The sequence below is a fragment of the Sporosarcina newyorkensis genome, from assembly GCF_900167515.1.
Taxonomy (GTDB): Bacteria; Bacillota; Bacilli; order Bacillales_A; family Planococcaceae; genus Sporosarcina; species Sporosarcina newyorkensis.
Window position 1 is genome coordinate 188,871 of the sequence record NZ_FUYJ01000003.1, and the last position, 25,765, is coordinate 214,635.

A 25,765-nucleotide genomic window follows, 5' to 3' on the forward strand; every position below is an offset into this window, starting at 1 on the left:
ACTTAAATAAATTGTATATTATTAATTTCAATAGTACAATACTATTATATCTATAGATTCAATAGATGCATTCTATGATCAGGAGGAACAGTTATGGAACTACGCCTGCTAAACTATTTCAGAGCCGTTTGTGAAGAACTTCATTTTACAAGAGCTGCTGAGAAACTTGGGATTAGCCAGCCAACTTTAAGCCATCAAATTCGTTTATTGGAAGACCGTCTTGACACAAAGCTTTTTTCGAGAGTGGGTAAGAAAATTGAATTGACACCCGCTGGTTCCATTCTTTTGGAGCATGCCAACTTGGTATATTCAGAGAACGAGCGCACCATCGAGAAGATAGAAGAGTTGAAAGGGCTGAGCCGCGGTCAACTTCGAATCGGTTCCTCTGGAAACCACCTACTTTATGCTCCTCTTCTTTCTTTTTATGAAAAATATCCAAACATCAAACTAGCTGCCTTTGATCTTACATCTGAAGATATTATTCAGAAAATACTTAGATTCGAAATAGACGTCGGAGTAATTTTTTTACCTGTTTACCACGAACTTTTACAAAGCATTCCGTTGTTCACATCCGAACTTTCTGCAGCCGTCTCCTATGTTCATCCGCTCGCAAGCCGTGAACAGATTTATATGGAAGAACTTCAACATCATCCTACTTTTTTGCTACCTAAGCATTATCTCTTGCGGCAAACCATTGACAACCATTGTATTAAATCAGGTTTTTCATTAAACCCTGTCGTTGAACTTTCAGATATTTATTCGTTAGTTAGAATGACTGTTCTGCATAATGGCATTACAATATTACCGAAAATCTATGCGAATAATGTCACGGATCTTCCTGTTAAACTATTGGACATAGCGGATGCCCTTCCCAAAAATGAAGTAGGCCTAATCTTCCCTAAAGGAGATTTCACTTCTTCAGCCGTTCAAGCATTCATCCAACACGTAACAAGTTATTACGACTCACATAATTAGTCTGTCCAATCGTCAACTGGTACTTGGCTATTATTGAGCTGCACGAAAATTGGTTATCACATGAATTTAATTTGTTGATAAAAAGGAGAAACCCCTCGTGGCGAACCAGAGGGGTACTCCTAAAACCTTACGGCGGCTTATCTGAATGCCGCTTGAAATTCGCCCGTGACTTTCTGGAATCCATTATTAGATTCTAATTTCTCTTCCTGTTCCAAATCAAAGCGATCCATGATCGGCAAGTCGTTGACAGAGAACAGGTACGAGTCTTCTGAGCCTACATGCTCATACCAAGCCCAGTTCGGAACGACGAAGTAATCGCCTTTCTTCCAATCAAATCGTATGCCGTTAATAATTGTGTAACCGGAACCTTGATGCGCATGATAAATTGTAGAATGTGTATGGCGAAGTGCTTTCGTATGAAAATCCTTCGGTATGAACTGCATACGGGAGCCCATTGTAGGGTTTGCAGATTCCCCTGTCGACGGGTTGAAGTATTCAATCGCATAGCCATGGTCCGGATCTGGATCGAAATTCATTAATCCGTTTATCGCATCTTTCGTCCGAGTCCATTTATAATTCGCAAGCGGCGCAACCGTATACTTGTCGTCACCAACCGGACGAACCATCCCTCCACCATAGCGGAGTTCCGAGAAGTTATCCGGAACGTTCGGCTGTTGCAGGCCATCTGCATACGGCTCAAAGAATGTACCGCCAATTGAGTAAATTGTCGGGATATCCAATGCATCCATCCAGATCATCGGTTTATCACCCGTATGACCATGTCCGTGCCACAGGTTTTTCGGCGTAATTAGGAAATCACCCTCCTGCATATACACTCGTTCTCCCTGAACAATCGTATAGGCCCCTTCCCCTTCCGAAATGAATCGAAGGGCGCTTTGTGAGTGGCGGTGCGATGGGGCTTCCTCACCTGGAAGAAGCAACTGTACTGCTGCATAAAGCGTTTGTGTAGTTGATGCCCATCCCCATGGCTGGCGATACGTCAGGCCTGGGTTTTGGAAATAGATTGCACGACGCTCTCCCCCGCGATCAGGAGTAAAAATTTCTGCCGCTTCCATCAACTTTTTCTGCAATAGTTCGGCACTCCATAGATATGCTTCAGCATGTGGTTTTGGTGATTTATTCATAATCTCGGGGATCGCTTCCCATAGTGGACCGAGGTTGTATTCTTGGATATCTTTCGTAAAATCCTTCACTGTATCACTTTTCATGAACTCTTGAACTTCTGCTTTTTGTTCTGCCATCTTCTCCACATCCTTTTTCATTTTTTCCTGATTGTCATCTTTTTATCCCTTTTGTAAAGAGACTCGGTTTTCAAGTGTCCCAACTTTATCAATTTCAATTTTCACGACATCGCCATCTTTTAAGAATTGCGGTGGATCCATTGCCACTCCTACCCCGCCTGGAGTACCAGACAAAATAACATCACCTGGCTCGAGAGTCATTAGATTCGATAAAAATGCAACCAATTTCTGTACAGAGAATACAAGGTTTTCCGTATTCGTTTTTTGTCTTACTTCCCCGTTTACTGTTAAAACAACATCCAGTCCAGACGGATCTGTCAATTCATCGGTTGTAATCAGCCATGGTCCCAATGGTGCACTGCCATCTACTGACTTCCCTTGCATCCACTGAAGTGTACGGCGCTGGATATCCCGGTATGTCACATCGTTGGCTATTGTATAACCCGCCACATAGTCTAATGCATCTTCCTCTGATACATTGTTGGCTTTTTTACCGATAACAAATGTAAATTCAGCTTCATAGTCCAATTGCTCGGAAATTGGATAAAATGGAATATCATCTTCCGGTCCAATTATTGTATTGGCGAATTTCGCAAATACAACCGGATACTTGGGAATTTCACGCCCCATTTCTAAGATATGTTCCCGATAATTATGGCCTACACATATGATCTTGCCTGGTGCTGTCACGGGAGCTTCTACCTTTACAGCAGATTTTTCGTAAACGAGTTGGTGTTCAAAGCTATCCTGATTTGCAAGTGCATAAGCGATTGCCTCTTGGGCAATTCTCATGCTCTCTTTTCCTCCTTGCAGGAAACCCTCCATTTTCGTAGGTACGAAGGCTTCTGCAATTTCCTTGTAACGATATTTATTTTGACTTTTCAATAAAGCTTGGTACGCATAGTTTAAGTCTACTACTTTCCCCTCATTCTCAAGTGCCCCGATACGGGAATGACCCGCTGTTGTAAATGTTATTAGTTTCATAGGAATCTCCTTTACTTTATCAATAGTTAAAGTTGCATAGTATTACCGTACAAGCCTGAATACAATTTCAATTTGATACAACAAATTAATTAAAACCAATCTCTTTGATTGCCGATTTGCCTTGGACATTGTCTCCTATCTTTACATAAAAGGGAATAGCTGAATTCCCCGTTGTAATCGCTTTCAATAAATGCTGTCTTTTATCCCCTTTTTATTCGTTCATCCAGCACCCGCTTTGATTTCATCGTAAAACGCGGAAGGGAATCTGCTTCCACTCTTTCAACAGCAATACGGAGTCCCACACGATCGCGTAAAAGGGTAGACAATTCGGCAATTATGTCTGCGGCTGATTCAATTTGAACTTTTATTTGATCCATACCATTTTCTGTGAAGTAGACAACCCGGAACTCCTTTACTGCAGCGAATTCCCGAACAATTGCCTCAATAGAAGAAGGATAAATATTGATTCCTCTGATAACAACCATGTCATCTGCCCGACCTAATACGCCTCCAGGGAAAAACTTATAGGGATTGCCGCAAGCACACACTTCATCCGATTTTAATACTACATCTGCTGTCCTGTAACGAATAAGTGGGTAACCAAAGCGACCCAAATTGGTAAGTACTAGCTCTCCTTTTTCGCCGTTAGCCACCGGTTTCAGTGTGTCCTGGTCTAGTACTTCAGCAATGAATTCAGCTTCATTGATATGAATTCCGTTTTGTTCAGTACAAGAATATCCATATGCCCCCATCTCGGTCATACCAACATGATCAAAAAGCGTTGCTCCCCAGAGCGTTTCAATCTGTCTTCGAATAGAAGGTACAGAACCACCCGGCTCGCCTGCCGTTATAACTTTAGTAATGGTACTGTTCTGTAGATCAATCCCCAGATCTTTCGCCACTTCCGCAAGATGCAATGCGTAACTTGGAGTACATAACAGAACAGTTGCATTATTTTCCAACATACAATATAAGCGTTCTTTCGTGGATTGACTCCCTCCCGTGATCACAAGGGAACGGTTTTTCTTTGCTGCTTCAAAAGCGGCCCAGAACCCTATAAATGGCCCGAAAGAAAATGCGAGAAACACACGGTCTTTTTTTGTGACACCGCTCGAACGATACACCTCTAACCAACAATCTTCCCACCACGCCCAACTTTCAGCTGTATCTAACACTTTTAGTGGAGAACCTGATGTCCCCGATGTTTGGTGATACCGAGTATATTCCTCGACAGGGAATGAGTGGTTGCTGCCGTATCCACCATTGTTATTTTGATCCTCTACCAATTCTTGCTTCAACGTTAAAGGAAATTCTTCCAGCTGTTGCAATGACGACAGCGGCAACTGTATCTGTCCCCACTTTTTTTGATAAAATTTATTTTGATTTTTAGCAAATGAAAGCAACTCATTTAATTTAGCAAGTTGATCTTCATGTAATTTATTCGGAGAAGAGCTGTGCATAATCATATAATCCCGTCCTTTATAGTTTTTTTAGCAAACTTATATCCCTCCCTGCTGTACTAGATTAAGCAATGACCATTTTTTCTCTGACCACCCCTGGAATAGAAACAGCTTTCGGTTTGTTTCCCTCAAATGAAGTCCATGCCCGGACCTCACTACCCTCTGCAACCAACTCACTTTCCTTGTAAAAGCGGTGGCTGAGCTGAAAAACTTTATCCCGTATTTCTATAACTGTTGTAGAGATGATAAAGGGGTCTTCGAAAACAAGCGGCTGAAAAAAATTACACCTTGTTTCTAATAAAGGTAATCCAATCTGTTCTTCTTTCATCAATCTGGAAGTCGCAAACTCTATAGACTTGAAGAAGTTATGTGTCGCTTGGTCCATCCATTTATAATAGTTTGGATAGTATACAATACCTGCTGCATCCGTATCTCCCCACTGTACGCTCAATTCATATGTGACCCCTGACATGTTTCACACTCCTTAAAAGTTCACAGCTTTTTCTTATTTGCGTGTGTACTGACAATCTTAGTATGATAGATATATCATTCATACCTTCTTGTTCTTCTATGCGGAACATTTTGTAAATTTTTCTACTAAATTCGGAAAACTCGCGGTAATCAGATTGGGAAAGGAGAGGTATTAATGAAAAACGAACATATTCCTCAACGCGGTTCATCCATTGAAAATGCCATGCGCATATTAAAAATTTTTTCCATGCACCAGCCAGAGATGCGTTTGGTCGACATTGCAGATGAGCTAGGGATCGCAAAAAGTACAGCACATCGGTTACTAACGACATTGGCCAGTGAAGGCTTCGTTTATAAAGATCCACAATCAAATTATTACAGTCTTGGTGTTTCTGTATTAGCATTGACGAATATTGTGAGTTCACAATTGTCTATTGTAGAAGAAGCCACGCCTATCCTGAATGCTCTAACAGAGAACACTAGGGAAAGTTCGCATTTAGCTATTCGTGAAGGCCACGAGGTCATTTATTTACAAAAGATTGAAAATGAGTATTCCGTTCATGTCACAACCCATATCGGCCGGCGTAATCCTCTCCATTGCACTAGTACAGGTCTGGCAATTTTGGCTTTTGAAACGGAAGAGGTTGTTGATTTTATCCTATCCAAACCTTTGACGAAGTTTACAGATTACACTATTACCGATCCTAATAGTTTGCGGGAAAGACTAGAAGAAATCAGGCGGTCAGGCGTTGTCGTTGACTACCAAGGATTTGAGAGGAAAGTTATTTCAATTGGCGCTCCTATTTTCAACAGCCAGGATAAAGTCATTGCGTCAGTCAATATTACCGCCCCTGTCAATCGTTTACGTGATGCAGGCGCGCAACGAAAGTGTGTGGAGGAAGTAGTAAAGACTGCAAAACGGATATCCAACCTGGTCAAACTGCGAAAAAGACTCTTTGAGGAGGTAAAAAAATGATACCATCCGATAAATATATGATCACATCAGTGAAAAATGCTATGCGCATGTTACGATTATTTAATTCAAAACAAACTGAGATCGGACTGACAAGCCTTGCGGAACAAATTAACGTACCGAAAAGTACAGCGCATCGTATTGCTTCTTTGTTAGTAAAAGAGGGATTTCTGTCCAAAAGTCCGAAAAGTGGTAAGTATCGTCTGGGTCTATCGCTTTTGACATTAGGCGGCGTCGTATATAATCATCGGGATATATATATTGAAGCCTTTCCAATTGTCAGCGCCCTTGTTCAGGAGATCAATGAGACCGCTCATATTTGTTTGCTAGAAAACGGGGAGGTTGTGTATCTGTTCCGGAAAGAAAGTGATCGTCAAAATCGACTTATTACTTCAATCGGCAGAAAAAATCCCATACATTGTACGGGAGAAGGTTTATGTATCTTAGCTTTCCAAAATAAAAAAACAGTAGAGCGGATACTGAGCGCCCCTTTGTATCCCTATACATCCAAGACTTTAACGGAACGCGAGGATATATTGCAAGAGCTGGAACTGATCCGAAAAAGAGGATATGCCATCTCTATCGGACAATTTCATGAGGGGTTCATGGGAATTTCAGCACCAATCAGAGATTATTCACAACAAGTCGTTTCATCCCTCTCCATTATTGGTTCTACTTCGACCATTACACCGGATAGGTATTCGAAGTTAATTGAAAAAGTTGTCTGTGCAGCGCAAGACATTTCGGAACATCTGGGTTATTACAAGTGACACCTATTATTATCCGATTATTAAATTTATTCCACCAAGTCAACTGAAGGTTCCGCATAGAAGAACAACGCTATTTTATACCAACTAAAACTCCTCTACAATCAAGTCAAGCCAGATCAAAAGAAATAAGTTAAAGGAGTGTTTTAATTGGATAAAAATGTTGAGGTTGTCGTCGTAGGTTCCGGTCCGGTCGGATTAACTGCAGCACTTGCGTTACAGAACAAAGGTATTTCGTGTGTAGTCATCGAAGCAGAAGAAAAGGATGCGCCCCGGGCGGGAAGCCGCGCCATCTATCTTCACAATGCAACATTGAAGTTATTAGAAGAAGCGTCAAAAGGACTCGGTTTTACCTTGGCGAAGAACGGGGTAATTTGGCCGATCAAGCGGACGCTCTATCGCGGTAAAGAAGTATATGTACGAAATTATGGCGTTACCGATACACAAGATCCGAATCGTTTGCCTCATTTCACTTCTCTACATCAGCATGCGATTGAAAAACACATTTACGAGGCTTGTTTAAAATCAGGGGTCCAATTCATTTATGGACAGCCGGTTACAGAACTCGAAATTGCTGCAGAAGGTGTTCAGGTGACAACCAAGAATGGAGATGTATGGAAAGCGAAGTATGTCATTGGCTGTGATGGCGGTCGCTCGGTAGTAAGACAAGAAGCAGGATTGACGTTCGAAGGTCCACGAACGCATGATACTTTCCTCGTTGTCGATGTCACCGAAGATGAAGAAAACCCGCTTCCAATCGAGCGAGTCTTTCATTACCAGCATCCCGCAATGGGACGTCGGAATGTCATGCACGTGCCATTTAAGGGTGGCTGGCGGGTAGATTTACAACTACTAGCTGACGATAAAGAAGAAGACTTTTCTAGCATCGAAGGGGTGAAAGAATGGCTTCCAAAGGTAATGGATCAAAAATACGTCGATCGAATCACGTGGGTATCCTCCTACCGTTTTCACCAAGTCGTTGTAGATTCTTTCACTGATGAAAAACGGCGCGTGCTCTTGGCTGGTGAAGCTGCCCACTTATTTGCCCCATTTGGCGCACGCGGCTTAAATTCCGGTGTCCCCGATGCAATTATTGCCGTCCGTGGTATTCAACATGCTTTACAAGCTGACAATGAAGAACAGCGTCAAGAAGCAATTGACGTTGCAGCAAAGGAACGTAGAATCGCAGCTCTATGGAATCGCGATGGTTCGACGACTGCCCTTCATCACATACAAGGAGATTCACCTGAGATGAATATGAAACGGGAGCTCGCTTCTTCTCTGGTATCGATCGTGCCTAGGCTTGGACGCTGGCTGGACGAAGGCCCATACGGTCCAAAATTCGGTCCGCCTGAGCTGACAACGAAATATTAAGGAAAGGAGTCTGTAAATCAATGACAGTACAATTTAAAGAAGAAACTTACGGACCGGAAGCACTATCCTTAACTGGTCTGGCGAAAAAGCTAACGTCCTTTAATTGGTTTGGAGAGATCGGCACTGTCGACACGGCGGTAGAAAAACATGTAAGGCAGTTCATCGAAGCATTGGATGTTTCGCAATATAATATCAAATGGGTAGCCAAAGAAGACATCGCAACGACCATCGGTGAATTGACTTTCGAAAACAGCGATGTCTGGCGAGCACTAAAAGGTATTCCAGAACGATACAACCAACTGATTACCGAAAAAGATCGAACCGCGTTGCTTGAATCTGTGATCGACGCCATTCCAGAAGCGGTGTTCCATCCGGCCTATGCAGGTGCATTCAAACAGGTTACCGAAGATAAAGCGATAAGCTATCTAGTTGGAAATGCCATGTATATTAGCGTCATGGCTTGCACTGCCTCGCTCGCCGATCGACCAAAAATGTTCCAACCATTGCTTAACATTGTTGAAAAAGGACATACCGTGTTAGGTCTGGAAGGAAACACAATATACATTATTTAAATAGAAAAGTAGCAGCCTGAATGATTGATCAATCATTCAGGCTCTTTTGAGATTGAATTTGCACGTAATCACAGCACCGAATCCACTTCATCTTCTCAATATCATACTTTTTATAATATCGGATTGCTCTCAAATTCCATCTCATAGAGCCTATAAACACAAGATTTTCTTGCCTTTGCTTAATCTAAATTTCCTTCGGAGTTTCAACAAGATGCTTCCCGATTCAATTGCTACTATAATCCGTTTCCCCTATAAATAGATTTTTTCCATAAACAGTCTTAACGCTATATACATACCCATATAAATTCCACGTCTTTAGATCCAACCGGTAAAATTGGATCTATTCAATTAAAATATTTTCGCACCCTACGATATAGTTGACCATATCATTCTCATCACGATAAAGCTTCTCATTCACTTTTTCAAAATCAAAAGACTAATCTCTTTCATCGTAAAATACAAGAACCAACTGATTGAATGACAATGCTCTATCAGAAATTAGTAGATAAAGTCATATGATTCACCCGAAACTTCTTCCAACAAGTAGTCGATAGAGCATTAGTCGTTGCTCGAATCCACATGAAAAGTCTTTTTCCGAACGGGTTTGTTGAAGATAGTGTATAAATTCATTATTAATATCCGTTTTGTATTGGGCGTTGACACTATACAAAGGGAACCTTGAGAAGAGCCAAGTTTCAAATTGAATCTGAACTTATTTGGAGATCAGCATATTTCATATGACACATCAGTGAAATTAAAAACAAACACGCTCCCATACCCAATCACATTTTCCCAATTCAGAATGACATCATAAATGCGAGATTTTTCCACTACCTCAATTCACTTGAAACGAAACCAGCCCCCAAACAGTCTAACCAATGTCCGGAAGAAAGGAGTGCCACTATGAATTATTCAAAGTTGCTGAAAAAAGCGCAAAAAGGGAATGATCAAGCATTCTTGACATTAATTGACCAAGAGAAAGAAAAGTTGTACCGAATTGCGTTTACGTATGTGAAAAATGAGACAGATGCGCTCGATATTGTGCAGGAAACGATTTATAAGGCGTATACCTCGATCTCCAGCTTGAAAGAACCTGCTTACTTTTCCACTTGGCTGACGAGAATTTTGATCAATAGCTCGCTAGACTTTATTCGAAAAAATAACAAAGTGATCCCCATCGAACAAGAGTCGTTGGAAAGAATTGAATCACATCAAACTGCCTTTTCAGAAGACAAATTGGACTTACTGAACGCGATCGATCAACTGGAGGAAAAATACAAAACGGCTGTACTGCTGCGTTTTTATCAAGACTTGTCTGTCAAACAAATTGCTAAGATTTTGGAATGCCCGGAAGGCACCGTAAAGACCAATTTACACCGGGCCATCAATAAATTGAGAACTACTTTTAAGGAGGTATGCATCAATGAATAAACAACTGCATGATATTAAAAAAGCGATCGATAAAATTGAAGTTCCCCATGACAAGCTGAATCAAGCCATCCACGCTGGCGTCAAACAAGCGAAAACTAACGGAAAGACCACTCGACGAAAGTTTTACCCAATGCTGGCAGCCGTTGCAGCCACCACGTTTCTGACAATCAGTTCCGCCTTCGTCTCTCCTACCATGGCTAAAGTTTTATCGTCTGTCCCTGTGTTGGATTCCGTGTTTGAAGTAGCGGGCGATATGGGATTAGTTATTGCCAGCAAGCGGGGTCTCTCGGAAGGTATCGGGCAAACCGTTACAGACCAAGGGATTGGTTTGACCATCCAAGATGTCTATTATGACGGTACTCGTCTATCAGTGGGATATGTTCAAGAATTCACCGGCGAGCGCGGAAGATTGGGAGAGCTGCAACTGAAGGTGAATGGGAAAGAAATCAATTTTGGAGATGGCAGAACTGGAAAACCTTTATCCGACACGCAATATGCAGGCGTCATCGATATAGCCCCTGTCGGCGAGCTGCCCGATTCATTTGATCTCCAAATAGGACTAAATGAAATAGGCGATGTACAGGGAGCATGGAATTTCAAAATACCTGTGTCAAAGGCAAAAGAAGACGCACGAACGATCGAATCCAATCAAACCGTAACTTATCAAGACCAAACGATTAGTATAAACAATGTGAAAATAGGCGCCGCGGGTATTAAACTATCGCTTACACTCACTTCGCCTGACGAAATGAGCCTACAAATGATTGATGATCATCTCCTTCAATTCAATCTACTGAATGACAAAGGCGATGCATTGACCATGTTAGACAGTCGCGGTACAGGATTAGTGGAAAATGGAAAACACGTCATGAACATGGAAGTCCGATACGAGCCATTGCAAGAAGACTCCGAGACTTTGACCGTAAGCCCGTTTCTAGTGCCTGTTGACACGGGAGCACCCGAAAAAGTGGAAAATGTTCTACAGCCGGATCAATTGCCTATGTCCATTGACCAAGGTGACATGGGATCGATCATCATTAAAGATATTCAATACGAAAAAAATCAAACCCTGCTCACTTTCGAAACAGCAAGTGATTTTCCTTACGATGGACATTTCCAATACAACACACTTTGGTTGGAGGATGCAAAAGGAAATAACTTAGCCAACAATACACAAGGATATCCTGAGCGTATACAATCCAACACTTACGTCCAAGAGTTCCAGAAAGTCAAACCGAATGAGCCATTGACATTGGTTACTTTTGAAATGCCTTATTTAAAAGTGTTGAAAGATTTGGAGGTTGCCATACCCCTTGATTAATTAGCATTTTTTTCACGATGCGGAACATGTTGGGTACCCGTGTCACCACGGCAATAGAAAGTAAATACCATTCTGAATTCAACTGGAACTCTATAAAGATATAAAAAACAACGCGAATCTCCTATCGATTCGCGTTGTTTCTTTTCTTGTTTCTTCTATTTAAATAGTGAGCAATTTGGTACATTTCACAACTGACTCTTTACTTCCATTTCACTATCTATTGCATCTGCCTCGACAATCTCTTTCTCTTCCTTAACAATCCCTTGTTCAATAGCCAACACTTTCGCAACTTTCGGCGCGTACCACACCACGGGAAGTAAAAGGATTGATACCGGAATTGCAGCGATAACGACAAACGACTGCAATGCTCCGATGCCTCCACCCCCTATTTTGATTAGAATCGTTGCAATGGTAGCCATAACAACAGCCCAGAACACACGAATAATTTTAGGGGGATTTCCGTCACCAGTCACAGCCATTGAAATGGAATACGACATGGAATCTACGGTCGTCACAACGAATAACGTTGTCAAGATCAAGAAAACAGAAGGCATGATGGCTCCCAAAGGCATTTGCTCTGCGATGGCGATGATCGCGCTCGGCAATCCGCCTTCTTCTAACGGACCACTGACAGAACCTGCGTTATTTAATTCATAGAAAATACCTGTTCCGCCAAGTACCGTGAACCAGAAGTTTGTAATGATCGGCGCGATTACCGCAACCACTACAAATATCTCACGAATTTTTCTTCCGTTCGATATTCTTGCCACGAATAATGCCACCAACGGGCCAAAACCAATAAACCATCCGAAGAAAAAGAGCAACCAATCGCCAAGCCATGCTTCATCGCCACGGAATGTGCTTATATTTATGAATTCGCTAATATACGTACCATAGGAAGACATGAACGAGTTGATGATGAATAGACCAGGACCAAATAAAAGCAAGAAGGCGGCAATCACTACAACTAGATTCACATTCAGCTTACTTAAAAATTGGATCCCTTTTTCAATACCTGTAAGCGTGGATACAAGTACGACTCCTGTCAAAATAACGATCACAGAAAGCTGTGTACTAAACGTATCCGGTATTCCAAAAATTGAACTGAGCCCATAGCTGACTTGTAACCCAAGAAATCCAATCGGACCAATTGTGCCTGCTGCGGCGCCGATAATACAAAACACATCCGCTGCCGTACCCCATTTGCTCGTTAAAATCCTTTCTTTCAATATCGGATATAACAGAGTTCTGGGCTTCAACGGCATCCCTTTATGTTTATGCGCGTAAATCAAAATGATCGAACTGATAGCACCATAGACAGACCATGCAGTAAAGCCCCATGACATATAGCTTTGAGCCAAAGCAGGCCCGATCGCTTCATCGGAGCTACCCGCTATACCTTTATGCATCGGGGGCACGTCCAGAAAATAATACATTGGCTCTGCCGCTGCCCAGAAGACACCGCCCGCTCCAAGTCCCGTCGTTAAGATTACGGCTACCCATTTAAAATAAGTCATTTCAGGCTTCTTGGCATCGCCCAGGCGGACCTTACCATACTTGGACCCTGCTATTACCGCCCCCACCACAAAGGTGGCCATCATGAGAAACTGCCAGTACGCGCCAAAGTAATGAATCGACAAATCAAATCCTTTATTCACAAAATTACTGACCGCATCCACTTTAAAAATTGAAAACAGCACAAATGCTACCAGTACGCCTCCACTGCATAGAAACACAGGCCAATCTATCTTTTGACGAATATTCTTCCAATAGTCTTTCGTCATAATTCTCCTCCAAAATTTCGATTTGTTACAAATTTATAATGTTATGCTGAGTAAACCTTGTTTCCACCTTTCCTCATACTTTTCAACACCAATCTCAAAAAAAAAAGCAACACGACTTGAATTCGTGTTGCCTGTACTATTCAAAAACTTATAGTACAGAATATATCGTACTTGTGGAACTGTCAATGCATTATCTTGTATTTCCAATTTAGCAAAGTGTTCCGATTGTCTGAATAATTGAAGACTCGGTGTGGAGGCAGGTATCCTGAGACATAAAAAGCCAAGAAACTTTTCAAAAAAAGTCTTGGCTTCTTACTCTTATCTATTATCAAGAAGGAGAGTTAATTGGCTCGTAAAATACAGGAGGAACCGAGCCGAAACATCTGCGGTGATACAGCATCGGTTCTTTCGTTGTATCAGCCTGTAAATCTATCACTTCGCCAATTAAAATAGTGTGATCGCCCGCTTCAACCGTTTGGAACGTCTTGCATTCAAACACTCCGAAAGCGCCATCAATGATTGGCAACCCATTTTCGGAAAGCTCCCATTTGCAATCAGCGAAACGATCTTCAACTTTGCTTGCGAATGTTTTGCATAGCTCTTGCTGCTCGCCAGCCAAAACGTGAACTGCAAACTTCCCGCCTTTTGTGAACGCTTCCAAAGAAGATACTTTATGATCGATTGACCACAGTACCATAAGCGGATCCAACGATACGGAAGCAAACGAGTTAACTGTCAGACCTACTGGTGTTCCATCTTCATTGGTTGTAGTCAGGATTGTAACTCCTGTCGGATAGTTCCCCATGATTTGTTTAAAAAGATCTTGTTTTCCAATATTTCCCATCATCTATCTCTCCTTTTCCATTTTGGTTTTTACTGGATTCTCTTATGTTAATTTTGGCTGCTTGCCTTTCAATGATATGAGACTATAAAGTACTGCCGTAAATAGAATTGTTGGATATACCGCCCCTACTGAATTATTAAGGAGCCCTGAGTTACTAACCGATAAGAAGAATACAACACCCAAAGCCCAAACTGCCACGGCTTTAAGATTGACGCCTTTGTAAAACCAGTAGGCGCCTCCAACTTTCTCGAATTCCCGTACATCATATGAGCGCTTCTTCACTATGAAATAGTCAGCTACCAATATTCCAAGCAATGCACTTAAAACCATACCGATATAATCCAAGAAGCCCATGAACGTATCCAAGAAACTAGCTAGATACAGTGGTACGAGCATTAAGAATCCTGCTAGGACGGTCACCATCCAAATGGAATGCAAAGGCTTTACCTTTTTCGTCACATTCGTGATGGAGATTCCTGCCGCCATCAAGTTTACAACGTTAGTCGTCACACACGCTACTACAATGAGGATCAATGCAAACGATCCAAGTCCCAAATTCGTTACGATGGAACTGGGGTCTGAATTATCCGGATTGTACACCCCGGTAGAAAGCGCTGCACCAATCGTAGCGATAATTCCGATAAAAGCAAACCACAGAAGTGAAACGTATGCCCCCACAAGTGGAGCGACAGTCGCTGTTCTCGCTGTCCGCGTATATCTTGTGAACTCAGCAATCCCGAGCACCCAAGCCAAACTAAACGCAGCCATGATATCCACAGCTTTTCCAACCGGCACAACAGATTCTGGTGGTGCTTTCCAATCCAGGATGGCTGATAACGGATGCGTATTCAAGACGACAACTGTTATCCAGACACCCAATATGAGAACCAATACGATTCCAATTCTTTCAACAATCTTAATGGAATTCCGTCCTAATGATACGGCCAGCAAGTTCAGTAAACTCATGAATACAATCCCAAGTATCATCGGTCCCTTGCTGCCTGGTTCCCCGTATGCCGCCCATCCAAATAAATCTTTTAAGATAAAACTCATTGAAATAACGGCAATAAATGTATTAACTACTGCCCATCCCAGGAAAACAATTGTGTTTAAAACTGTAGGGAGAAGACTTCCTTTAATTCCGAATGCTGGTCTAGTTAATGCCATAGTAGAGGTTCCTACTTTAAAACCCATGTAACCTACCAGTGCCAATATTAGATAAGCGATTGGATTGGAAATCAATGTAACCCCAATTGCACCCGCAAACGCCATCCCAGCTACTGTTCCTCCTACATACCAGGATGCGTTGTTTGAGTTAGCTCCAACCCAAATCGCCACCATGTCGAAAAAACCAATATTCCTTTGACTCATAGGGACTTCTTCAGTCGCGTAATGTTCTTCAGTAGTAGCATCTAGTTGGTTGTTCAGTGGTGTTTTAGCATCTACCTCTATCGTTACGCCTACTTCCGCTTCTACTTTTTCGATAGACTTCATTTTCTTCCTCCTTTTTTAACAATTTAACTGAAAGGTTAAAGTCCTGCACTTCTATAAGTAATGGGGTGCTTTTATGGTTTTATCGAACTTAATGAAGGTTTAAACTCTGGCTGAATTTAAATGGCTCGAAAAAATACGGACACCATAATGCCAAAAGTAATTGATTATACAGTACAGCTTACTGTTAACTTGTCATACACTTCTCTCAAATTATCAGGTGTAAATTGTAATTCATCCGGCTCATTGGATTTCCAAACATGATACGATTCTCCCGATAATTTATTGCACATTTGATCGGCATCAAATATAGAAATATCATAGACCCAATTAGCCATCATACAAACCGCTGCCATATGCGCTCCATCTGTAGTAGTTCCACAAATATCTTTCACCAGGTCGATCTGATAATCACGATAGTAAGCGTCCATTACAGTCGAAAGGACACAGACATCGGTTAGAACTCCACCGACAATTAGGTTCTTTATGTTCAAGCTTCTCAACATTAAGTCTAAGCTGGATTCATGAAAACCACTGTATCGATATTTATCTACAATGATATCACCAGGTTGATTTCTCAAATCACTGATAATTTCTATCGAGTTGGAGTCAGTGTGGTAATAAAGAGGCTCTCCATTCTGGTCGACAGGTTCTCGGTTCGCAAGCCCAATCCCATCCCCTCTATTAATATGGCGCGTATAAATAATAGGAATTTTCTTTTGTCTGCATACTTTGATTAAATCTGCTGTCTTTTTGATGATTCGATCCATTCCAGGAACAGCAGACGTACCGCCCTCATTTTGGAGGTCTATCAAAAGCAATGCTGTATTCTGTCCATCCAATTTACGGCCTCCTTCCTGTTAATCGTTACCATGTACCATGCAAGTAAATAAGGAAAACCTATCTCTTTTTCTTTGTTCAACAAAGACAGTGTCACTTTAAAACCTCACTGATAATGGGTTTCCATTCTTTAAGCTCAAGCCGTCGGACTTTCTCCACTACATGAGGGTCGGCCTCCGCCAACTTCAGTGCTTCCTCATAAGAATTCGCTTGATAAATAACTAATCCGCCTGATTGATCGGCAAAAGGGCCACGGGCAAAGATCTTCCCTTGTTCATCCAGCTCATCCAAGTACTTAATATGACGCGGACGGACTTCCTCATTTTTTTCAGGCTGAATCATATGCAAAAATGCCGCGTAGTAAGCCATACATTGCCTCCTAATTACGATTCCAGACGACTAATTTCATTTCCGTCATTTCTTCAACCGCATATTTCAATCCTTCTCTTCCATTCCCGCTTTCCTTGACGCCGCCATAAGGCATGTTATCCACTCGGAAAGTTGGAATGTCATTGATCATGACGCCGCCTACATACAACTCATCCGCTGCATATAGTGCCGTGCTTATATCATTTGTATAAATTCCTGCCTGAAGTCCAAAACGCGAATCGTTTACTTTCTCGATTGCTTCATCTACTGATTTCACTTTGTCTACGACTAAGATTGGAGCGAACACTTCATTACAGGAAACCTTTTGATTCGGTTCCGCTTCAGTCAAGATTGTTGGCAGTAGGATATTCCCCTGTGCTTCTCCGCCCGTTGCCACTTTTGCGCCTTGTCTTTTTGCTTCTTCAATCCAACTCAATGTCCGTTCCACGTCTTTTGAAGAAATCAAAGCGGATACATCAGTTTCTTCATGTAACGGATCACCAATAACGAGTTTTTTTGTTTCTTTCACGATTTTCGAAACGAATTCATCATATAGGTTTTCGTGAACGTAAGCGCGTTGAAGTGAGATACAAACCTGTCCTTGGTTAGAGAATGCACCTGACACACAGCGAGAAACGACTTTATCAAGGTCTACGCCACTGTCAATAATCACAGCTGCATTTGAACCTAGCTCAAGAGTCACTCTCTTCAATCCTGCCCTGCTTTTTATTCCGATACCAACCGCCGGACTGCCTGTAAATGTGATCATTTTCACTCGATTATCTGTTACGATTTGATCTCCGACTTCTCTGCCGTCTCCTGTGATGACATTAATCGCGCCCGCTGGCAATCCTGCCTCCAATAAAAGTTCCGCTATAAAATAAGAGGATAATGGTGTTTGTGCAGCCGGTTTCAAAACAATTGTGTTTCCAGTTGCGATAGCAGGACCGACTTTATGTGCCACCAAGTTCATCGGAAAATTAAAAGGTGTGATGGCACCGATTACTCCTAGCGGCTCTCGCACGGTGTAGGCCAGGCGATTCACTCCGCCCCGAGCCGCATCCAGTGGAAGAGTTTCTCCATGAATACGTTTCGCTTCTTCTGCTGCAAATTTATACGTCTCAATTGTTCGGATTACTTCACCTCTTGCAGTTGCAATTGGTTTTGCTGCTTCCAAAGCAATGATCTCAGCCGCTTCTTCAGAACGCTCCTGCAATAAGGAAACTAAGTTTTCCAAAATTTCCGCTCGTTGATAAGCAGGCATTTTCGCCATCACTTTACGTGTTTGTAAGGCTGCTTCGATCGCTTGATCAGCTTCTGTTTTTGTTGCTTTAGCAATATGGGCAATTACCTCATCTGAATACGGAGAACGCAATTCAGTATACTCTTCTGTTTCCACCCATTCACCATTAATAAGTAAGTGTTTCGTTTGTAAGCTCGCTAGTGATTTATTAGCCATCTAGTTTACCCTCTTTCTGCTGGTGGTGGCTATATTGGATTGATACTTCATGATTTGAATGATCTTATTTTCTTCTTTTAAATATTCTTCGATTTTCAAGCTTAACCCGCCACTTCCGAATTTCACACGCTGCTCTTTCGTTCCGCTTGTTCTTTTAATATATTCAAGGAAGACCAACACATTTTTACGCCTTTCTAAAATTTCTTCAAATCCTCTATCATAGAAAAACGTGTCTATTGTGTTGTAGAGACCTTTATTCACTCCAAATCGATCATTGCAGAGACGTACGAATGCTATATCCGGCAAATGAATCGCTTTTTCAATATGCATATCGGTTTCTCCTCTCTCTCTCTATATATTAATTGCCCGCTTCGGCTTAGCGCATGATGAATGGATCTGGCATAGGCTCGCTTGATGTGTTGATCCAAACCGCTTTGCTTTGTGTATATTCATAAATTGCATCGAAACCGCTTTCTCTTCCGTGCCCGCTTAATCTCGAACCTCCGATTGGCATAAGTGGCGAAATACTTCTGTATGTATTCACCCATATGATACCAGCGTGAACGGCTTTTGCTACACGGTGTGCTCTTGCGACGTCTCGAGTCCAAATTCCTGTGGCTAGGGCGTATTCCGTACCATTGGCCAAAGCAATCGCTTCTTCCTCATCTTTGAATGGGATGATGCTCAACACAGGTCCGAAAATCTCTTCTTGGGCAATACGTGCGTCGTGGTCAATCAACTCTATGATTGTTGGTTCAAAATACCAACCTGCGTCGGTATTCTCTGGGGTTTTCCCGCCGATAACGATTTTGCCGCCTTCCGCCTGGCCGATACCCACATATTCTTTCACTCGTTCTAGTTGCGCTTCCGTTGCAAGTGGTCCCATTTCAGTATCATCTAGGAGGGGGTCCCCTATTTTAATTTGTTCGACGCGTTCCACTAGCTTTTCAAGCACTTGATCGTAAATGTCCACGTGGAGCAACGCACGGGATCCCGCTACACAACTTTGTCCGGATGCTCCGAATATCCCTGCAATGATACCCATCGCAGCGCTTTCAGGATCGGCATCTTCAAAGACGATATTCGGTGATTTCCCGCCAAGTTCCAAGGATACTTGAGCGAAGTTTTCCGCTGTATTCCGAACGACATGACGTGCTGATTCGCTCCCGCCTGTAAAGGCTACTCTTCTTACGAGCGGATGAGCTGTCAACGTATTGCCGACCGGCATTCCAAAACCGGTGACTACATTGACAACGCCTTTTGGAAATCCTGCTTCTTCAACATACTTCATCAGTTCAAGAAGTGAAGCGGATGTCATTTCAGATGGCTTAATGACAATCGTGTTCCCTGCCACTAAAGCTGGGGCTAATTTAATCGTAGTTAGGTATAGCGGCGAATTCCATGGTGTGATTGCCGCAACTACGCCTAGTGGCTCTCTTGTCGTGAAGGCGAAAATATCCTTCTTGTCTATTGGCATGGTTTGGCCGTGGATTTTATCCGCCAACCCTGCGTAATAATAGAAAAATTCGGGTAAATAAGTGAGCTGACCGCGCATTTCCCGAAGTAATTTTCCATTATCCCTCGTTTCGAACTCCGCTAGCTTCTCAATATTTTGAGAAATCAGCTCTCCCAATTTATGCACGAGTTTACCGCGTTCTGTGTAGGTCATCTCAGCCCATTCCGAATTTTGAAAAGCTTCATGTGCTGCTTGCACTGCTCGATTCACATCTTCTTCCGTACCTTTGGCGACTTCACACCAAGCTTCACCCGTTGCTGGATTATAGCTGGGGAAGTATTCACCGCTTTCCGATTCTACCCACTCACCGTTAATATACATTTTATATTTTTTCAATGACATCCCGGCACACTCCTTTCATTCAATTGACATGCTTTTGGATAAATGAATGAATCGCCTGATTTACGATTTCCGGCTTCTCGACAGGTAACATATGTCTTGTATCCGGAACAACCAACAACTCAGAATTCAATAGTTTTTCATGTATTTGCTGCGACATTTCCGGTGTCGAACCCACGTCATATTCGCCTGTTATGATGAGTGAAGGAACTGTAATGTCCTTCAACTGTTGCCAAACCTCTTCATCCGCTGTCGCAAATAACGTATAGGCAGCTATATACCCATCTGCATTATTTGTTTCGAGGCGGTGTCTCACTTCATTGACAATCTCCTGATTCTTTTCCTGAAACTCTTGGTTGAACCAGCGCTGAATCGCAGGCTCAATTGTGACTTGCGGCCCTAATTTCTTCACTTCTTCAACTCTCGCAGCAATCGCTTTTCTCTGCTCGGACGTTCTGTTGGCGACCGAATTCATAATGGTCAAGGTTCTAATTTTCTCCGGAAATTTGGCGGCAAATGACTGTGCAACCATTGCTCCCATGGAGAATCCTACTATATTAACTTTCGGAAGCTTCAGCTTATTCACAAGCGTGGACAATTGCTCGACAAACTGTGAAAGTGAATAAGGACCAGGAGGATGCGATGATCCCCCGTGTCCCAACATGTCATACGTAATTACGCGGTAATTTGCAGACAAACGATTCACTTGTTGTTGCCACATTGCATGATCCAGTCCGACACCGTGAATAAAGATTAACGGTTCTCCCACTCCTTTTTCTTTATATAAAGTGGTTTCTTGATCATACGAAATGTTTGACATTAGGCAAGACCCATCTCAACCATGTCTTGGTGGCGGTCACCGGTTCTTGGGAATGGACGGCCAGCTGTCGAAACACTGATTGCAACTACAATTTCATTTGCACGTGGTGCATCTGGAATCGTCGCTTCGAAAGTCAGGAAGTGAGAACGTTTAGAGTCTTCGTTTTTGTGTACCATGGGAATAAGTACAGCAGTCCCTGCACCGCCGCGTTTGTTCGTAAACGGCAAGATGCTTTTTCCTTCGACAGCGTCGCGGAACTTATTACCGAACTTCAATGTATGGATGAAAGCAGAAGCATGTTCCATTTCACCGTCAACACCCACTACTGCAGCTTTACCGAAAGCTTCTACATCATCGGCAGAATCAATATGCTTAAATAATTCCTTCACTAGAATCTCTCCAATTTCAGGAGCATACTCATTAATTTCCGGCATTAAATCTTCTACATATCCTCTTTCAACCCAAGGATTCTTCATAACCAACATCGTTGTGATCATTTTGATCGGCTGGTCTAATTGTTTGCCACCTTCCATACGAGTTTCTTCGATAGCTGTATATACTTTACGAACTTCTAACATATTAATTTACCTCCAATTTTGTTTTTTAGAATATTGGCATAACTTCTTCCGTAAATAGCTTCATGCTCTTCATGATTTTTTCATGCGGCAATGTGCTGTGATTTGTCCATAGCAGCAAGGTTTCCAAGTTCAACTCATCTTGGAGTTCCTGAATCTTACCTGCTACGTATTCCGGCGTTCCAACCAACATATTTCTATGGAACAAGAAGTCAAAATCAAGTTCCTGTCCTTCTTTCAGCACTTCACCCGGATCAAGCAAGTTGCTGAGGCCTCTCCAATGGCAGATCCAGCGGTACGTATTTAGTACAGCCTCTTCGAAATCCGCACGGGCTTCTTCCATTGTTTCTGCGACATAGACATCACGCACAAGTGCAATTCCTTGGCCAAGTGGTACTTCAACACCTCTTGCTTCAGAAGCTTTATCACGATATAGCTCAAAACGTTGCTTCAGCTCTTTTACAGTCGGCATCCAGAAGATCCCGTTAATTCCTGTTTGAGCAGCGATTTCAATTGAACGAGGTGAGTCAATTGTTTGCCAAATGTTCGGCATGCGATTTTCGTAAGTGTTCGGCATAAGCGAGATTTTGCTGATTTCCCCTTTTTCCATATCCATGAATTCTGGAGAAGGCGGGCTCATCGGATGTTTCCATGACAACCCGTCTGCCGGGAAATTGAAGTACTCGCCTTTATGGGAGAAGAAACGGTTAGACCATGCTTTTTTCATGACTTCCAGTGTTTCTTCGAATACCGCTCGGTTTTGATCGTTATTTTTCGGATCGGATAAAGGATTCAAGTTGGCTGCTTCCCGACCGTACAAACCACGGGCCAATCCTACCTCAACTCGGCCTTTACTCAACTGATCAAGCATCGCAATATCTTCTGCCAAACGTAAAGGATGCCAGAACGTTGCTACGTTTGCTGCTTGACCAATTCGAATATTTTTTGTACGAGCTGCAATATCTGCACCCATCATGAGCGGATTTGAGATTAACTCATTTCCCTCGTGGCCAAAATGATGTTCCGTATACCAAATAGATTCGTAACCGTTTTCATCGCAATAAATCGCTTGCTCACGAGCCTCGTCCAACACTTTATAATATTCATCATGGCGTCCTGGGCCTGATAGGTTTGCAAATACTCCAAATTTCATAATGTTTCTCCTCCTAATTAACTGAGCTCGCACTCATCTTTTTGGCAATCCCTGCTTTCAATCCTTTAGCACTTGCTTCGACATGACGTCTCATCGTGCCTTCAGCTTCATCACGTTTGCCTTTCAAAATCACTTCTAGTATCACTTGGTGTTCTTTAAGCGATCTAACTAAACGTTCTGGATCGTTGATACTTATATGGACGTAGCGTTGGTATGGAATTTGATTCAGCATCAAGTTAAGTAAATAGCTTAATTTGGAATTGTTCGCTCCTGCCAGAATCGCCGCGTGAAACTGTTCATTCGCTTCCACGTATAGATTCGTATCATTTTTCCGGGCGGCAACTTCCATTAAATTGACGGCTTCTTCAAGTTCTTTGATCGCTACCGGGTCCTGGCTTTCCGCCAAGAGTCCTGCTGCAAATCCTTCTAACGCTTCCTTTACTGTGAAAAGCTCATCAAGCTCTTGTTCAGTCGGCTTTCTTACACAAGTGCCTACACGGGGAATGATTTCGACAAGTCCTTCTCTTTCCAATTGTTTCAGCGCTTCTCTAATCGGAGTCCTGCTCACTTCGTAATACTGAGATAACGCTGCTTCTGACAATTGCTTTCCGGGTTCGTATTCTCCTGAGGTAACTGCCTCTCGTATTGCATTGGTAACTTGTGCCGTTATACTGACCGTTTGTATTTTCTGTGTAATCACAATCACCTCTCTTTGTATGAATCATGTCCACGGTAATAACTTCTTCATATCGAATTAGTAACCTACCATGTACCATACAAGCTATGAGATGAGTATATTATCTAACTTTTCAAATGTCAACGAGTATTTAGATTATTGTAATATATCTTATTGGCTTTTTAATTCTGTTTCCCGATCAGCTGCAACTTCTTTGATCATGACCATATCTTGCTCCTCTTTGACAATCCCTTGTTCAATCGCCAGCACTCTAGCAACTTTCGGTGCATACCATACAACTGGAAGTAAAAGGATCGATACCGGAACTGCTGCTATTACGACAAAGGATTGTAATGCCCCGATTCCTCCACCGCCAATTTTAATGAGAATTGTAGCGATAGTGGACATAATAACAGCCCAAAACACGCGGACAACTTTCGGTGGGTTTCCGTCTCCCGTCACAGCCATTGAGATGGAATAAGACATGGAATCTACAGTCGTCACAACGAATAACGTCGTCAAGATCAAGAAAACAGATGGCATTATGCTTCCTAACGGCATTTGTCCTGCTATAGCGATGATCGCACTTGGCAATCCACCCTCTTCTAAAGGTCCGCTGACAGAACCTAAGTTTTTCAGCTCATAGAAGATACCTGTTCCACCAAGTACAGTAAACCAAAAGTTTGTAACGACCGGTGCTATGACAGCAACTACTACAAAAATTTCACGAATTTTTCTGCCGTTCGATATTCTCGCCACGAATAATGCCACCAATGGACCAAAACCTATAAACCATCCAAAGAAAAACAGCATCCAACCGCCAAGCCACGCTTCATCGCCACGGAATGTGCTTATATTTACAAATTCACTAATATACGTCCCATAGGAAGACATGAATGAATTGATAATGAATAAACCAGGACCCAGTAACAATAAAAAGACGGCAATCACCGCAACCATATTCACATTTAGCTTACTTAAAAATTGAATCCCTTTTTCAATACCTGTGAGCGTGGATACGAGTACTACTCCTGTCAAAATAACGATCACAGAAAGCTGTGTTATAAACGTATCAGGTATGCCGAAAATCGAACTTACCCCATAGCTGACTTGTAACCCCAAAAAACCTATTGGGCCGATCGTACCTGCTGCAGCCCCTATAATACAAAACACATCGGCAGCCGCACCCCATTTACTCGTTAACACTTTTTCTTTCAATATTGGATATAACAGAGTTCTAGGCTTCAGCGGCATTCCTTTATGCTTGTGCGCATAAATCAAAATAATCGCACTTATTGCGCCGTAAACAGACCATGCAGTAAATCCCCATGACATATAACTCTGAGCTAAAGCGGGTCCTATTGCTTCCTCGGTACCTCCTACAATTCCTTTATGCATGGGAGGCACATCCAGAAAGTAATACATAGGCTCAGCTGCTGCCCAAAAGACTCCCCCTGCACCAAGACCAGTCGTCAGGATTACAGCTACCCATTTAAAATAAGACATTTCGGGTTTTTTTGCGTCACCAAGACGGACTTTGCCGTACTTTGATACTGCTAATACCGCTCCAACAACAAAGGTAGCCATCATAAGAAATTGCCAGTAAGCCCCAAAGTAGCGAATGGACAAATCAAATCCTTTATTCACAAAATTACTGACTGCATCCACTTTAAAGAATGAAAATAATACGAATGCTAACAGTATGCCTCCACTAAATAAGAACACAGGCCAATCAACCTTTTCACGAATAAACTGCCAATAGTTTTTCGTCATAATTCCCCTCCTAATGTTCAATCTATTAACATGTACACAATATGAATGCAAAGAAACCTTAGCTCTTGAGTCTCTCTCCTCCCCTAAATGTTTGATAGCGTTTACATACAAACATAATTTCCGCTCCCTTTGCATGTACCATACAAGAACTTGTATTACAGAATATATCCTACTTTCAAAATTGTCAATATACTATCCAGATTTTCTTACCCGTCCAAACCTACTTTTTATACACTATTAAAAACACATTACCAACGGACTATTTAAATAATAGATTAAAGTCATATTTCATTGTTTATCCACATAAGATCAGTTGATCAAATTAAACGTTTTCACGGCTCAGTTCCATTTTACTTTATATTCAATAACTATCTGTATACGAAAAACAACGCGTACAAATCTTGCATCGCGTTGTTTTACCATTTCGTCTAATTAAAATATAAGCGCCCAATATCTTTCACTGATCATTCAATACTTTGAAAACCGTTACAAAGATTCGTCCCAAAATCAGGACGCCGAGCTCCTCACCTGCCCAT

General features: G+C 42.2%; 24 protein-coding genes. 7 read left to right on the plus strand and 17 right to left on the minus strand.

Annotation, left to right across the window (positions count from 1 at the left end; all coding sequences use genetic code 11):
- Nucleotides 1-93 precede the first annotated feature (93 nt).
- Nucleotides 94-975 carry a LysR family transcriptional regulator gene (locus B5D59_RS07580; protein WP_078817507.1) on the plus strand — a complete coding sequence of 294 codons (882 nt, stop codon included), beginning with the start codon at nucleotides 94-96 and terminating at the stop codon, nucleotides 973-975.
- Nucleotides 976-1,112: 137 nt separating this feature from the next.
- On the opposite strand, the gene B5D59_RS07585 is transcribed toward B5D59_RS07580, so the two are convergent.
- The 4 genes from B5D59_RS07585 to B5D59_RS07600 form a co-directional block, all read right to left on the minus strand.
- A complete protein-coding gene (locus B5D59_RS07585; RefSeq protein ID WP_078817508.1) occupies nucleotides 1,113-2,237 on the minus strand; it encodes a cupin domain-containing protein in 1,125 nt (374 codons plus the stop codon).
- A 42-nt stretch (nucleotides 2,238-2,279) separates the two neighbouring features.
- Nucleotides 2,280-3,221: a fumarylacetoacetate hydrolase family protein gene (locus B5D59_RS07590; RefSeq protein WP_078817509.1), complete on the minus strand. Its 942-nt coding sequence runs from the start codon at nucleotides 3,219-3,221 to the stop codon at nucleotides 2,280-2,282.
- A 200-nt stretch (nucleotides 3,222-3,421) separates the two neighbouring features.
- Nucleotides 3,422-4,687 (minus strand): phenylacetate--CoA ligase family protein, encoded by a 1,266-nt coding sequence (locus B5D59_RS07595; RefSeq protein ID WP_078817510.1) that lies wholly within the window; start codon nucleotides 4,685-4,687, stop codon nucleotides 3,422-3,424.
- A 58-nt stretch (nucleotides 4,688-4,745) separates the two neighbouring features.
- Complete coding sequence (locus B5D59_RS07600; protein WP_078817511.1) at nucleotides 4,746-5,153, minus strand: acyl-CoA thioesterase; 408 nt, start codon at nucleotides 5,151-5,153, stop codon at nucleotides 4,746-4,748.
- Nucleotides 5,154-5,327: 174 nt separating this feature from the next.
- Here B5D59_RS07600 and B5D59_RS07605 point away from each other — a divergent pair, with 174 nt between their 5' ends.
- The 6 genes from B5D59_RS07605 (at nucleotide 5,328) to B5D59_RS07630 (ending at nucleotide 11,590) form a co-directional block, all read left to right on the plus strand.
- On the plus strand, nucleotides 5,328-6,128 hold the full coding sequence (locus B5D59_RS07605) for an IclR family transcriptional regulator (RefSeq protein ID WP_078817512.1): 801 nt from the start codon (nucleotides 5,328-5,330) through the stop codon (nucleotides 6,126-6,128).
- Nucleotides 6,125-6,895, plus strand: coding sequence for an IclR family transcriptional regulator (locus B5D59_RS07610; RefSeq protein WP_078817513.1), 771 nt, complete (start codon nucleotides 6,125-6,127; stop codon nucleotides 6,893-6,895). The genes B5D59_RS07605 and B5D59_RS07610 overlap by 4 nt, the downstream gene beginning before the upstream one ends.
- A gap of 147 nt (nucleotides 6,896-7,042) precedes the next feature.
- Nucleotides 7,043-8,266: an FAD-dependent oxidoreductase gene (locus B5D59_RS07615; RefSeq protein ID WP_078817514.1), complete on the plus strand. Its 1,224-nt coding sequence runs from the start codon at nucleotides 7,043-7,045 to the stop codon at nucleotides 8,264-8,266.
- Between the two features lie 20 nt (nucleotides 8,267-8,286).
- Nucleotides 8,287-8,838, plus strand: coding sequence for a hypothetical protein (locus B5D59_RS07620; protein ID WP_078817515.1), 552 nt, complete (start codon nucleotides 8,287-8,289; stop codon nucleotides 8,836-8,838).
- A gap of 903 nt (nucleotides 8,839-9,741) precedes the next feature.
- Nucleotides 9,742-10,269 (plus strand): sigma-70 family RNA polymerase sigma factor, encoded by a 528-nt coding sequence (locus B5D59_RS07625; RefSeq protein ID WP_078817516.1) that lies wholly within the window; start codon nucleotides 9,742-9,744, stop codon nucleotides 10,267-10,269.
- A complete protein-coding gene (locus tag B5D59_RS07630) occupies nucleotides 10,262-11,590 on the plus strand; it encodes a DUF4179 domain-containing protein (protein WP_078817517.1) in 1,329 nt (442 codons plus the stop codon). The genes B5D59_RS07625 and B5D59_RS07630 overlap by 8 nt, the downstream gene beginning before the upstream one ends.
- Nucleotides 11,591-11,775: 185 nt before the next feature.
- Here B5D59_RS07630 and B5D59_RS07635 read toward each other — a convergent pair whose 3' ends face one another.
- The 13 genes from B5D59_RS07635 to B5D59_RS07695 form a co-directional block, all read right to left on the minus strand.
- The gene (locus B5D59_RS07635; protein ID WP_078817518.1) at nucleotides 11,776-13,374 is read right to left on the minus strand and encodes a BCCT family transporter; all 1,599 of its coding nucleotides are present in this window, start codon (nucleotides 13,372-13,374) and stop codon (nucleotides 11,776-11,778) included.
- 328 nt (nucleotides 13,375-13,702) lie between these two features.
- Nucleotides 13,703-14,221, minus strand: coding sequence for a flavin reductase family protein (locus B5D59_RS07640; RefSeq protein WP_078817519.1), 519 nt, complete (start codon nucleotides 14,219-14,221; stop codon nucleotides 13,703-13,705).
- 39 nt (nucleotides 14,222-14,260) lie between these two features.
- Nucleotides 14,261-15,712, minus strand: a complete 1,452-nt coding sequence (locus tag B5D59_RS07645; RefSeq protein WP_009766377.1) for a cytosine permease — start codon at nucleotides 15,710-15,712, stop codon at nucleotides 14,261-14,263.
- A gap of 164 nt (nucleotides 15,713-15,876) precedes the next feature.
- Nucleotides 15,877-16,551 (minus strand): cysteine hydrolase family protein, encoded by a 675-nt coding sequence (locus B5D59_RS07650; RefSeq protein WP_078817520.1) that lies wholly within the window; start codon nucleotides 16,549-16,551, stop codon nucleotides 15,877-15,879.
- A gap of 91 nt (nucleotides 16,552-16,642) precedes the next feature.
- Nucleotides 16,643-16,918, minus strand: coding sequence for a YciI family protein (locus B5D59_RS07655; protein ID WP_009766379.1), 276 nt, complete (start codon nucleotides 16,916-16,918; stop codon nucleotides 16,643-16,645).
- Between the two features lie 10 nt (nucleotides 16,919-16,928).
- Complete coding sequence (locus B5D59_RS07660; protein ID WP_009766380.1) at nucleotides 16,929-18,377, minus strand: aldehyde dehydrogenase family protein; 1,449 nt, start codon at nucleotides 18,375-18,377, stop codon at nucleotides 16,929-16,931.
- Nucleotides 18,378-18,707, minus strand: a complete 330-nt coding sequence (locus tag B5D59_RS07665) for a hypothetical protein (RefSeq protein WP_009766381.1) — start codon at nucleotides 18,705-18,707, stop codon at nucleotides 18,378-18,380.
- A 46-nt stretch (nucleotides 18,708-18,753) separates the two neighbouring features.
- Nucleotides 18,754-20,235: an aldehyde dehydrogenase gene (locus B5D59_RS07670; protein ID WP_009766382.1), complete on the minus strand. Its 1,482-nt coding sequence runs from the start codon at nucleotides 20,233-20,235 to the stop codon at nucleotides 18,754-18,756.
- A 19-nt stretch (nucleotides 20,236-20,254) separates the two neighbouring features.
- Nucleotides 20,255-21,052 (minus strand): alpha/beta fold hydrolase, encoded by a 798-nt coding sequence (locus tag B5D59_RS07675; protein WP_078817521.1) that lies wholly within the window; start codon nucleotides 21,050-21,052, stop codon nucleotides 20,255-20,257.
- Nucleotides 21,052-21,630 (minus strand): amino acid synthesis family protein, encoded by a 579-nt coding sequence (locus tag B5D59_RS07680; protein WP_009766384.1) that lies wholly within the window; start codon nucleotides 21,628-21,630, stop codon nucleotides 21,052-21,054. The genes B5D59_RS07675 and B5D59_RS07680 overlap by 1 nt, the downstream gene beginning before the upstream one ends.
- A gap of 25 nt (nucleotides 21,631-21,655) precedes the next feature.
- Entirely contained in the window at nucleotides 21,656-22,780 is a 1,125-nt protein-coding gene (locus B5D59_RS07685; protein ID WP_078817522.1) for an LLM class flavin-dependent oxidoreductase, read from the minus strand.
- 13 nt (nucleotides 22,781-22,793) lie between these two features.
- Nucleotides 22,794-23,480, minus strand: coding sequence for a GntR family transcriptional regulator (locus B5D59_RS07690; RefSeq protein ID WP_245799478.1), 687 nt, complete (start codon nucleotides 23,478-23,480; stop codon nucleotides 22,794-22,796).
- A 147-nt stretch (nucleotides 23,481-23,627) separates the two neighbouring features.
- Complete coding sequence (locus tag B5D59_RS07695) at nucleotides 23,628-25,229, minus strand: BCCT family transporter (RefSeq protein ID WP_040758597.1); 1,602 nt, start codon at nucleotides 25,227-25,229, stop codon at nucleotides 23,628-23,630.
- Nucleotides 25,230-25,765 lie beyond the last annotated feature (536 nt).